Here is an 11,977-nt window from a genome sequence, read left to right as displayed (position 1 = left end):
TTCCACCCTGTCTCGTAAACCTTGGCACCCTCAAGTGATCAACGCACCACCCACGGATGATCATGTGAGCGTGGAGGCACAGGTGCGTGACTACGGGTTTTCGCCAGCTCAACAGGATGAGATCTGGAGGCGCTGGCGCGAAGGGCAGTCGTTCAGCTTGATAGGGCGGGCGCTCCGTTGCTGTCCGTGGACACCGCTCTGCGGGCGGGGCGGCCACGGACGGGGGAGTACCGGTAGCTCCCGCTCAGACCGGTAGCTCCCGCTCAGGGTGTCGTCTCCGTGTCGGTTCCCCGGGGGACCGACCTGCCTCGGCGGCGGCGCATGAGGCCGGTCAGGGAACCCACCGCGCCGGCCAGGCAGAGCCCGCCGGTGACCACGGGGATCACCACGAACCACGGGGTCTCCCAGATGCCGCCCGCGTCGCCGGCGTAGATCACCGCGGCGAGGGTGAGGAAGGCGCCGGCGACCAGCCTGCCGGGCTGGAACTCATGACGTAGCACGGCTCACCTCCGCCTGTCCCGCGCCGACCTGGAGATCGAGGTCGAGCGTGCCCGCCTCCTCGACGCCGGCCGGCGGCTCCAGGGTCACCTCCTTGTGCTTGCCCGGTGCCACGTCCACGTCCTTCTGTCTGTCGCCCGGCAACTGGATGTCGCCCATTCCCACATCGATGCTCAGCCTCACGGTCACGTCCCTGGGCACGATCACGTGGATCCGGCCCAGGCCGACATCGGCCCGTGTCGAGACGGTTCCGTCCGCGGGGACGCGTATCGCCGACAGGTCCAGGACGCCTTCGCCGGTGCCCAGTTCGTAGGTCGGGCGTATCTGTGCGACCGAGGTGGGCTCCCAGGTCGTGCGCATCCAGTCGGTGCCGATGTCCTTGGGCACGGCGGCCGATCCGGCGAGCAGGCCCGCCGTGATGATCGCCAGGATGATCGATCCGGCCCCCGTGCGGCCGAGGAAGGCGCTGACGGCCACACCGATGCCGAAGACGGCGAGCGCGCAGGCGAGACCGGTCTGCAGGCTGGTGCCGAGGGGGTGTTCCTCCCACGTCAGCCCGGTGCCGAGGCCGCCGGCGAGCAGGGCGAGCAGGAAGATCCAGCCGCCGGTCCCGCGGGGGCCGCGCGGCTCCGGCGGCCGGCGGAGCGGTGCGTACGCGGTGTCGCGGGTACGGGTACGGGTGCGGGGGTCGAGGCCGATGTCGACGGCGGCGGCGATGTCCATGTCGCGGGAGTCCCGGGGGCCCCACAGATAGCCCGTGCCCCCGACGTGCGTGCCGTCCTTGACGATGGGGTCACGCCACCACGACGGGAAGGCGGAGGGGGCCGGCGGTGCCTGGGGCTCCGGCGGGGCGTCGGCCACGGCCTGGGCGGCGATGTGGTCGGCGCTAGGCGCACCGCGCCGCCGTGACCAGTACCCGGCGCCGGCGAGCAGCAGGGACAGTATGACGGCGAAGCTCAGCACCCCGTCGTTGCTCAGCATGGTGAGGAAGACGCCGCAGCCGACCAGCGCGAACAGCACGGCCGTCAGGGTGTGGCCGTCGACCCGGCCGGTCAGCAGCCGGCGGATCTCGTTCTCGTCCTCGTCCTCGTACGGGACGAAGAGCCAGGCGAAGCCGTAGAAGATGAGGCCGATGCCGCCGGTGGCGGACAGGACCGCGAGCGTGATCCGGAAGATCACCGGGTCCATGTCGCACTGCCGGCCGAGCCCCGCGCACACCCCGCCGAGCATCTGGTGCCGGCGGTCGCGCCGGAAGCGTCCGCTCTCGTCGGCCGGCTCCGGTGGCGGGGCGGTCGCTCCCTCCGGGGCGGAGACGGGTCCCGGATCCGTCGCGGCGTGCTGGTGATCGGTCATGGGTCCATGGTGACGGGCGAGCCGCCGCGGCGGCAGTCGGTACGACCCTGGCCGGACCCTGATATCGGTCCCCGAGCGGGGCCGGGGGAGCGTTCGACGGTCCCGGCCCGTGGAGATCAGGGGAGTCTCCGGGGCCGACCCTGATGCTCCGGTACTTCGGGCGTGTGACCATCATTGGCATGTCGGAAGCCGCAGCAGCGCCCGTAGCCGAGCCGCGGCCGCCGCGCAAGCTCTACCGCAGCAGTGACGGACGCTGGCTCGGTGGTGTGGCGCGGGGGCTCGCGGGACACCTCGGGCTGCCCGTGATCTGGGTACGTCTCGTCTTCGTCGGTCTGTTCATGGCCGACGGCCTCGGCGCGCTGCTGTACGCCGCGTTCTGGTTCTTCGTACCGCTGGGCGTCGGCGGTGTGGACGCGCAGAAGCCGCCCTCCCTGGTGACGACGGAGACCTCGCCGGACGGCCGGCGCAGGCTCGTCACCCGGAAACCGGACAAGGGCCAGATCGTCGCCCTGCTCCTCATGGTCGTGGTGGCCATGATCTTCGTGGGCAACGTGAATCTGAGCAACGGCGCCAAGGCCTACCTCTGGCCGACCGTGCTGGTCGGCGCGGGCGTCGCCCTGGTCTGGCGGCAGGCGGACAACGCCCGCCGGGCCCGCTGGATGGAGGTCGGCCGCCGCCGGCGCACGGTCACGCTGCTGCGTGCGGTGGCCGGCGTCCTGCTGGTGACGGCGGGCGCCTCGGGCATCTTCGTCCTGCGGGGCTCCGGCAGCCACCTCGGCTCGGTGCTCCAGGCGGCCCTCGCGGTCCTCGTCGGCATAACCCTCCTCGCCGGCCCCTACCTCGTGCGCATGACACAGGACCTCTCCGAGGAGCGCCTGATGCGCATCCGGGCCCAGGAACGCGCGGAGGTCGCCGCCCATGTCCACGACTCGGTGCTGCACACCCTCACCCTGATCCAGCGCAACGCGGACAACGCGGGCGAGGTGCGCCGCCTGGCCCGGGCCCAGGAGCGCGACCTGCGCGCCTGGCTCTACAAGCCGGAGGGCAACGGCAAGGACGAGGACGAGGAACCCACCACGCTCGCCGAGGCGGTGAAGCGCAACGCCGCCGAGGTGGAGGACAAGCACGGCGTCCCCCTCGAGGTCGTGGTCGTCGGCGACTGCCCGCTCGACGAGAGAATCAGCGCACAGATGCAGGCCGCGCGCGAAGCGATGGTCAATGCCGCCAAGTACGGTGGCGAGGGAGGTGCGGTGCAGGTCTACGCCGAAGTCGAGGGAAGGACGGTCTTCGTGTCCGTCCGGGACCGCGGCCCCGGCTTCGACCTGGACTCGATACCCGCCGACCGCATGGGCGTCAGAGAATCGATCATCGGCCGCATGGAGCGCAACGGCGGCACGGCGCGGCTGCGCGCGGTGCCGGACGGCGGCACGGAGGTCGAGCTGGAGATGGAGAGGGCGGAGAGGACGTCATGAGCGAGCCGACCGAGGCGAACGGAACGACGGGACCGGCGGAGGGTGCCGGGCGTCATGTGCGCGTCGTCCTCGTCGACGACCACCGCATGTTCCGCACGGGCGTCCAGGCGGAGATCGGGCAGACCGCGCAGACCGGTGTCGAGGTGGTCGGCGAGGCCGCCGACGTCGACCAGGCGGTCACGGTCATCACCGCGACCCGGCCCGAGGTGGTGCTGCTCGACGTGCACCTGCCCGGGGGCGGCGGCGTCGAAGTGCTGCGCCGCTGCGCCCCGTTGATGGGCGACGCCGAGCAGCCGGTCCGTTTCCTCGCCCTGTCCGTGTCGGACGCGGCGGAGGACGTGATCGGGGTGATCCGGGGCGGTGCCCGCGGCTACGTCACCAAGACGATCACCGGAACCGACCTGGTCGACTCGATCTTCCGGGTCCAGGAGGGGGACGCCGTCTTCTCCCCCCGCCTGGCCGGCTTCGTCTTGGACGCCTTCGCCTCGACCGACGCCCCGCCGGTCGACGAGGACATGGACCGTCTCACCCAGCGCGAGCGGGAGGTGCTGCGGCTGATCGCCCGCGGTTACGCCTACAAGGAGATCGCCAAGCAGCTGTTCATCTCGGTGAAGACGGTCGAGTCCCATGTCTCGGCGGTCCTGCGCAAGCTCCAGCTGTCCAACCGCCACGAACTGACCCGCTGGGCGACGGCACGGCGACTGGTCTGAGGGGTCGTTCAGACCACGCGCGTGGCGCCCGCGAAGGGCATCTCGTCGAGGAGGGGGCCACGCGGACCGGGGCCGCCGCCGCGGTACTGCGCCGCCGCCGCGCCCAGGGCGTCCCGTGCGGAGGTGAGCCGGTCCTTCCCGGGGGCCGCCCGCCGTGCGCTGTCGGGTCCCGCGGTGCGCTGCCACCTGGACTCCCGTCCTTGGCCACGACCGCGCGGAGCGGACCGCCGTCCGGCGGTCCGGCGGCGGGTGCACGGGGGAGCGTCCGCCGCCGGACCTACTCGGCGGTGGTGTCCGGCTGCCGCCCCTGGACCGGGCGGCGGTGGAGATCCGGTCACCTGGGGAGGACGCTAGGCCCGGCCGCGCGGCCCCGGCGACGGGTTGTGCGGAAGTGGCGTGAGCGGACTGCCCGTGACCGGGAGTGGCCGTGATCCCGTTCCGGTTTGGCCGTCTTCACTTGGGGTGATGACCGATGTGCCGGAGGAGGGGCGGATGAGGGCGCCGGAGTGCTACGAGGCGGCTATGGCTAGGCTCCGGCCTCATGGACGTACTCATCCACCTCTTCGTCGGTCTGCACATCATCGGCATCGCGTCGCTCCTCGGTGGTTTCCTCACCCAGATGAAGGCGATGGGCGCGGGCACCGCCCGGTTCAGCCCGGCGATGCTGCACGGCGCGCTGACGATGCTGGTCACCGGGGTGGTCCTGGTCGGCCTCAACCAGGCCCAGGACTACTCCGTCGACAACATCAAGATCGGCGTGAAGCTGGCCCTGCTGATCGTGATCCTCGGCCTGGTCTATGTGAAGCGGGACGAGGAGAAGGTGGACAAGGGCCTGTTCGGCCTGGTCGGCCTGCTGACCGTGACGAACGTCTTCATCGCGGTGCTGTGGACCTGACGGCCTTCGCCCGGCGCCGCGTGTCGTAGCGCCGGGCTCCGTGCCCCCGGGCAGGTCAGGCCGGGCACAGCCCTCGGTCAGGTCAGGCCGGGCGCACCACGCTGTGGATCGAGGACTCGCCGTCGTAGTAGATCGACTCCTCGCGGACGTACGTGCCGGGCTTCGGCGCGTGGATCATCATCCCGTTGCCGATGTAGATGCCCACGTGGGTGACGTCGTCGTAGAAGAAGACCAGGTCACCCGGCTGGGCCTGGGAGACGGGGACCGTCGTGCCCGCGTCGACCTGGTCGTAGGTGGTGCGCGGGAGGGTGACGCCGGCGGCCTTCCAGGCGGCCTGGGTGAGGCCGGAGCAGTCGTAGGAGCCGGGGCCGGTGGCGCCCCAGACGTACGGCTTGCCGATCTGCGCGCGGGCGAAGGCGAGGGCCTTCTCGGCCTTGGTGGCGTACGAGGAGTCCGTCGACGGTGAGGTGGTCGAGCCGGAGGATCCGGAGGTGCTGCCCGAGGTACCGCCGTCCTGCTGGGCGGCGGCCTCCTCCTGGGCCTTCTGCCGCTCCGCCTGCTGCCGGGCGAGCTCGGCGGCCTTGCGGGCGGCCTCATCCTGCTTCTTCTTCTCGATCGCCGCGAGCCGCGCCTTCTCCTCGGCGGTCAGCTTCGACATCAGCTCGCGCGCGTCGGTGAGCTTCTTCTGGACGGTGGCCTTGGCCGTCTTCAGGTCGCCCTGGGACTCGGTGAGCGTCTCGAGGCTCTCGGTGGCCTCCTGGCGCTTCTTCATCGTCTCGGACTGCTGGGTGACGTAGTCGTCGACCGCTTCCTTCTGGCGGCCGGTCATCCGGTCCATCAGCTGGGACCGGTCGAAGAAGTCCTGCGGAGTGTCCGCGAGCAGGAAGGTCGCGGTGTCGGGGACACCGGCGCCGGTCCGGTACTGGGCGGCGGCGAAGGAGCCCAGTTCCTCCCGCGCCTCGTTGAGCTTCTGGGTGCGCTCGGCCACGTCGTCGAGGAGGGTGTCGACCTGCTTGCGCTGCTTGGCGGTCTTCTCCTTGGCCGCGTTGTACTTCTCGGTCGCCGACTCCGCCTGGCGGTAGAGGTCGTCGACCTTCTTCTCGACCTCCTCCAGGCTCGGCCTGCCGTCGTCTGAGGGGGCGGCGCCCGCCGTCTGGGACAGCAGGGCCACGGAGGTCAGGGCGGCCGTGGCGAGGGCCGGGGTCCGTATGCCCGCCACGCGGGTGCCGGGGATGCGCGACTTGCGGTGCGACGCCAAGGGAGGCGACTCCTTCCAGTGCTCCGCCTACCGGGTTAGCTGTCGGGTTCGGGCGGGTGTTTCGGAAGGGTTGCCCTACGGCCGCTCCGCGAGGGAGTGGGCCGATTCACCCCAAGGTCTCGGTGGGTCCCCGGCTCCGGCTGCCGCGATCGGCAGGGACGGACTCGGCGGAGGCCGCGCGGCCCGGCGAGGTTCGCCGGTGGGGGTCGTACGGCCCGCCCGCACCGTAGCCAACTGGTGTGGCCCCTGTGAAGGTTGATGGGCGATATGACCGATACATTTTCGTGACCTTACGCGCGGGGTCACGCAGGGTGAGGTGATGGTTCTGGAGGGTGCGTGCCCTGTGCCGGCCGCCGGAATCCGGGGATGTTCCCGGGGTGGCCCCGGGTTGTCGGTGGAGCGCCCTAGACTCGGAGAGCGATGAGCAGCCTCTTTGACGACAGCTTCCTGGCGGACCTCCAGGCCCAGCAGGGCCCCGCGGACGAGCCCCCGCCGCCGCCCGAGGACGAGCACGTACCGGAGCAGATCCCGGACGACCTGTTCGGCGGGAAGTTCGACGTGCCGCCGGACCGATGGGGGTCCCCCCGCTCGAGCGAAGCCGAGAGTGGGGGAGGGTACTACCGCGACGGCGCCCCGCGCCCGGTGATCGACGCCGCCGCGCTCCTCGAAGGGCTGAACGACAACCAGCGCGCCGCCGTCGTGCACTCCGGCTCCCCGCTGCTCATCGTGGCCGGTGCCGGCTCCGGCAAGACCCGCGTGCTCACCCACCGCATCGCCCACCTGCTGGCCGAGCGGCACGTCCACCCGGGCCAGATCCTCGCGATCACCTTCACCAACAAGGCCGCGGGCGAGATGAAGGAGCGCGTCGAGCAGCTCGTCGGCCCGCGCGCGGGCGCCATGTGGGTCATGACGTTCCACAGCGCGTGCGTGCGCATCCTGCGCCGCGAGAGCAAGAGGCTCGGCTTCACCTCGTCGTTCTCGATCTACGACGCCGCCGACTCCAAGCGTCTGATGGCCCTGGTCTGCCGCGACCTGGACCTCGACCCCAAGCGCTTCCCGCCGAAGTCCTTCAGCGCCAAGATCAGCAACCTGAAGAACGAGCTGATCGACGAGGAGGACTTCGCCGCCCGGGCCGCCGACGGTTTCGAGAAGACCCTCGCGCAGGCGTATGCCCTCTACCAGTCGCGGCTGCGGGAAGCCAACGCCCTTGACTTCGACGACCTGATCATGACGACGGTCAATCTGCTCCGCGCCTTCCCGGACGTCGCCGAGCACTACCGCCGCCGCTTCCGGCACGTCATGGTCGACGAGTACCAGGACACCAACCACGCCCAGTACGCCCTGGTGCGTGAGCTCGTCGGCACCTCCGAGCACCCCGCCGACGCCCCGGCCGGGGCCGAGGTCCCGCCCGCCGAGCTGTGCGTGGTGGGTGACGCCGACCAGTCGATCTACGCCTTCCGCGGCGCGACGATCCGCAACATCCTCCAGTTCGAGGAGGACTACCCGGACGCGACGACGATCCTGCTGGAGCAGAACTACCGCTCCACGCAGACCATCCTGAGCGCGGCCAACGCCGTCATCGAGCGCAACGAGTCCCGCCGTCCCAAGAACCTGTGGACCAACGCCGGCGCGGGCGCGCGGATCACCGGGTACGTCGCGGACACCGAGCACGACGAGGCCCAGTTCGTCGCCGACGAGATAGACCGCCTCACCGACGCGGGCGAGGCGAAGGCGGGCGACGTCGCCGTCTTCTACCGGACCAACGCCCAGTCCCGCGTCTTCGAGGAGATCTTCATCCGCGTCGGCCTGCCCTACAAGGTCGTCGGCGGCGTCCGCTTCTACGAGCGCAAGGAGGTCCGGGACGTCCTGGCCTATCTGCGGGTGCTCGCCAACCCCGAGGACTCGGTGCCGCTGCGCCGCATCCTCAACGTGCCCAAGCGGGGCATCGGCGACCGCGCGGAGGCCATGATCGACGCCCTCGCCCAGCGCGAGAGGATCAGCTTCCCGCAGGCGCTGAAGCGCGTCGACGAGGCGTACGGCATGGCCGCGCGGTCGTCGAACGCGGTGAAGCGGTTCAACACGCTGATGGAGGACCTCCGTACGGTCGTCGAGTCCGGGGCGGGCCCGGCGACGGTCCTGGAGGCGATCCTGGAACGCACCGGCTACCTCGCCGAGTTGCAGGCGTCCACCGACCCGCAGGACGAGACCCGGATCGAGAACCTCCAGGAACTCGCGGCCGTCGCCCTGGAGTTCGAGCAGGAGCGCGGCGAGGGCGAGTCGGTCGCGCTGTCCGACTTCCTGGAACAGGTCGCCCTGGTCGCCGACTCCGACCAGATCCCCGACGAGGACGAGGACGGCTCCGGCGTCATCACCCTGATGACCCTGCACACCGCCAAGGGCCTGGAGTTCCCGGTCGTCTTCCTCACCGGCATGGAGGACGGCGTCTTCCCGCACATGCGCGCCCTGGGCCAGACCAAGGAGCTGGAGGAGGAGCGGCGGCTGGCGTACGTCGGCATCACGCGCGCGCGGGAGCGGTTGTACCTGACCCGGTCGACGCTGCGCAGCGCGTGGGGCCAGCCGTCGTACAACCCGCCCTCGCGCTTCCTGGAGGAGATCCCGGCCGCCCACCTGGAGTGGAAGCGGACGGGGGCGAGTTCGCCCGTGTCGTCCGGTCCGGCGTCGGGAGTGGCGGCCTCGCTGTCGTCGTCCCGTTCCCGCTCGTCGGCGTCGGGCGCCTCCGGTTTCGCCACCCGGCGGACGGAGGAGAAGTCCGTGGTGTCACTGGCGGTCGGGGACCGGGTCACGCACGACCAGTTCGGCCTCGGCACCGTGGTCGCGGTGAAGGGCACGGGCGCGAACACGGAGGCGACGATCGACTTCGGGGACACCAAGCCCAAGCGGCTGCTGCTGCGGTACGCGCCGGTGGAGAAGCTGTAGCGGCGCGGGCCGCGACCCGTCGGGGGGACGGCCCTTACGACGGGTCGAGGCCGTGGCTGCGGAACCAGGCGAGCGGGTCGATCGCCGAGCCGCCGCCGGGGCGCACCTCGAAGTGCAGATGCGGGCCGGTCGAGTTGCCGGAGTTCCCGGAGAACGCGATCGTGTCGCCGGCCTTCACGGTCGTACCGGAGGCGACCTGGTAGCTGGAGAGGTGGCAGTACCACGTCTCCGTGCCGTCCATCGCGGTCACGATCATCATGTTGCCGTAGGCGGAGTTGTACTGCGTGCGCACCGTGCCGTCGGTCGCGGCCATGACCTTCGCGCCGTACGAGACGGGGAAGTCGATGCCGGAGTGGACGGACATCCAGTTGATGCCGGACTGGCCGTAGTAGGCGCTGAGTCCGTGCTGCACGACAGGGAGCGCGAACTTCGGGCGCAGCCGTTCCTTGCGGGCCGCCTCTTCCGCGGCCGCCCTGCGCTCGGCCGCCTGCTGCGCCTTGAGGTCGATGCGCTCCTGGGTGCGGCTGGCCCGGTCGGCGAAGTCGTCGGCGCCGGCGGCGAGGCTCTCCAGCTGGGTGTCCAGCTTGATGTTGGCGGCGGACGGTTTCACCGGCTGGACGTCCGCCGCGGTCGTGGCCGTCTCCTGGCCGCCGTCGTCGGTCAGATCGCCGACCGAGGCCGCGGCGATGCCGGCGACGCCCATCACGCACGCCGAGGGCACGGCCACCGTCAGCAGCGCGGAGCGCTTGGCGGGCGTACGGCGGCGGGAACGGGACCCGGAGCGCGAGGCCGCGCGCGGCGCCGGGGCGGGAACGGTCTCCTCCTGCTCCTCGAGCAGGTGCACCGCGGGCAGTTCACCGGTGTCGGCCGGCTCGTCGGCGGCGGGAGCCTCGTAGGGCTCCTGGCCGAACGACTCGGCCTGCGGCTCGTAGGGCTCGGCCTGGTGCTCGTAGGACTCGGCCTGCGGTTCAGGGGAATCGGACGCGGACTCCGGGGCGGTGGTGTCGCCGCCGTCGGAGTTCCACTGGGTGGCGTCGTGGACACCGCTGTCGAAGGTCTGCGTGCCCCAGTCCCACTGCTGGGTCCGGTCGGCGGGGTTCCCGGCCTGATCGGGCTGGAGCCACTCACCGGCGTCCCACTGCCCGCTGGTCTCCAGCGGGGTGGCCTGCGGCGGGATCACCGTCATCGGGTGATGGCCGGTGCCCCAGGCGGTCGCGTCGTAGCCGCCGGTGTCGTACGCGGACGGGTACGGGGCCGCGTACGTGTCGTACTGCCCGGTGTCGTGACCGCCCGCGGGCCAGTGCCCGGTCTCGTACGCGCCCGTGTCGTGGCCGCCGCCGGGGAGGTCGCCGAAGAGGGGGTCGGCGGCGAAGGTTCCGGTGGTGTGGCCGCCGGTCCCGAAGTGGGTGGCGGCAAAACCGGTGGCGTCGTACTCGCCGTACGTGGTGAGGTCGCCGTACTGGGCCTCCTGGGTGCCGTACGACGCGTAGGGCGCCGAGGCGGCATCGGAAGCCGGAGTCGGGTCCATGGTCCCCGACGGGTGACGGTCGTTCACCAACTTCTCTTTCGCCTCGACAACAGGGGCTGCCAGAGCAGTGCGGCGACTGTACCCGGCGGTACGCGGGCACGACAATCTTCCGCAGGTTTCGCGCGCGCAGGAAACGGGCAATCGGTCGTCTTTTGGCGGACGACGGGCGCGGTCTTGGCTTTTTGTTCGAGGTTTGTTCGAAGTGGTGGAGGGGTCGGCGGCGGTAAGTGGGCCGTTCCGGACCGTCGTTGTTCGGATTGTGGGCGAGGGGCGCGCGGTCCCGGCTGTCTCGCGGCGCCGGTGCCGGGCGTGTCGCGTCACTGCCGCGCGTCACCTCCGCGCGGCGGGGTGGCCGGGCCCGGCCGGCTGTCAGGCCACGGTCAGGCCTTCCGGGCGGCCGGTGGACGGCTCCCCGGGAAGCGCCGTGTCCAGGGCCTGCCGTATGCGGGTCGCCACGGCGGGGTGCACGGGCAGGGCGAGATGGCCCACGCCGCTCACCCGTACGTTCATCGTCGTCAGGTCGGGGTGCTCGATGCACGCCGACTCCAGCGGGTCCATGATGTGGTCGAGGTCGCTCCAGAAGGCGACGAAGTGCGTACGACAGCCCGGTGCGGGCTGAGTGAGCTCCTCGAGCACCGGCGAGCCGGGGCGCATCTGGCGCACGATGGGGTGCGCGTTGGCCAGCGGCGCGACGCGGGTGCCGGAGTGCGGGGTGCCGAGCGTGACGAGCGTCCGCACGCGGGCGTCACCGCCCAGGCGCTGCACGTAGTACCGCGCGATGAGCCCGCCGAGGCTGTGCCCGACCACGTCGACCCGCCGGCTGCCCGTGCGTTCGCACACCTGCTCTATGTGTCGGCCGAGCAGTTCGGCCGCGATGCGGATGTCGCAGGTCAGCGGCGAGTAGTTGAGCGACTCGATCTGCTGCCTGCCGTGCTGGGCGAGGCTGCGGCGCAGCAGGACGAAGACCGACCGGTTGTCGATGAAGCCGTGCAGCAGCACCACCGGGGGCTTGGCCTCCGCCGGCAGCTGCGCGGCGCCGCCCGGGGTGGGCAGCGCGGGGCTCGCACCCCGGCGCTCCTGGACGATGCCGGCGGGATAGAGCAGGAGGTGGCCCGCCAGGATCGCCAGCTCCAGGGCGGTCGCCTTCAGCAGGGCCAGGGAGAGATCCGCCAATCGGGTCGGCAGAAGACGCCGACAGAGCGGCAGGAAGGGAAGAGCTGCCTCGGTGACCTTCATGGCCGACCTCCTGTCGGCACGCGGAAGGACAGCCCTGTCCTCCGTGTGCCCTCATGGGAAATCGCTACGAGAGCGGTCGACGGTGCGCGC

General features: G+C 71.3%; 9 protein-coding genes and 1 riboswitch. Of the genes, 4 read left to right on the top strand and 5 right to left on the bottom strand.

From position 1 onward, the window contains the following. Positions 1-263: 263 nt before the first annotated feature. On the bottom strand, positions 264-500 hold the full coding sequence (locus KUM38_RS05290) for a hypothetical protein (RefSeq protein WP_217128101.1): 237 nt from the start codon (positions 498-500) through the stop codon (positions 264-266). Further along, positions 487-1,851: a PspC domain-containing protein gene (locus KUM38_RS05285; protein ID WP_217128100.1), complete on the bottom strand. Its 1,365-nt coding sequence runs from the start codon at positions 1,849-1,851 to the stop codon at positions 487-489. The genes KUM38_RS05290 and KUM38_RS05285 overlap by 14 nt, the downstream gene beginning before the upstream one ends. Positions 1,852-2,030: 179 nt before the next feature. On the opposite strand from KUM38_RS05285, the gene KUM38_RS05280 reads away from it, so the two are divergent. From KUM38_RS05280 to KUM38_RS05270, 3 genes are all read left to right on the top strand, one after another. Further along, on the top strand, positions 2,031-3,323 hold the full coding sequence (locus tag KUM38_RS05280; RefSeq protein ID WP_217128099.1) for an ATP-binding protein: 1,293 nt from the start codon (positions 2,031-2,033) through the stop codon (positions 3,321-3,323). Beyond that, a complete protein-coding gene (locus tag KUM38_RS05275) occupies positions 3,320-4,033 on the top strand; it encodes a response regulator transcription factor (RefSeq protein ID WP_217128098.1) in 714 nt (237 codons plus the stop codon). Before KUM38_RS05280 ends, KUM38_RS05275 begins: the two co-directional genes overlap by 4 nt. Before the next feature lie 541 nt (positions 4,034-4,574). After that, complete coding sequence (locus KUM38_RS05270) at positions 4,575-4,928, top strand: hypothetical protein (RefSeq protein ID WP_217128097.1); 354 nt, start codon at positions 4,575-4,577, stop codon at positions 4,926-4,928. A gap of 82 nt (positions 4,929-5,010) precedes the next feature. Here KUM38_RS05270 and KUM38_RS05265 read toward each other — a convergent pair whose 3' ends face one another. Beyond that, positions 5,011-6,186 (bottom strand): C40 family peptidase, encoded by a 1,176-nt coding sequence (locus tag KUM38_RS05265; protein ID WP_217128096.1) that lies wholly within the window; start codon positions 6,184-6,186, stop codon positions 5,011-5,013. A gap of 7 nt (positions 6,187-6,193) precedes the next feature. Next, a riboswitch (cyclic di-AMP (ydaO/yuaA leader) is annotated at positions 6,194-6,351 on the bottom strand. Positions 6,352-6,606: 255 nt separating this feature from the next. On the opposite strand from KUM38_RS05265, the gene pcrA reads away from it, so the two are divergent. Continuing rightward, on the top strand, positions 6,607-9,123 hold the full coding sequence (pcrA, locus tag KUM38_RS05260; protein WP_217128095.1) for a DNA helicase PcrA: 2,517 nt from the start codon (positions 6,607-6,609) through the stop codon (positions 9,121-9,123). A gap of 34 nt (positions 9,124-9,157) precedes the next feature. On the opposite strand, the gene KUM38_RS05255 is transcribed toward pcrA, so the two are convergent. Continuing rightward, complete coding sequence (locus KUM38_RS05255; protein WP_254396728.1) at positions 9,158-10,651, bottom strand: M23 family metallopeptidase; 1,494 nt, start codon at positions 10,649-10,651, stop codon at positions 9,158-9,160. Positions 10,652-11,020: 369 nt separating this feature from the next. After that, the gene (locus KUM38_RS05250; RefSeq protein WP_217128093.1) at positions 11,021-11,887 is read right to left on the bottom strand and encodes a triacylglycerol lipase; all 867 of its coding nucleotides are present in this window, start codon (positions 11,885-11,887) and stop codon (positions 11,021-11,023) included. Between the last annotated feature and the right edge of the window lie 90 nt (positions 11,888-11,977).

The organism is Streptomyces sp. AC558_RSS880 (genome assembly GCF_019049255.1).
Taxonomy (GTDB): Bacteria; Actinomycetota; Actinomycetes; order Streptomycetales; family Streptomycetaceae; genus Streptomyces.
Note: the sequence above shows the minus strand (reverse complement) of the source record. Positions and strands in the feature narration are given on the sequence as shown.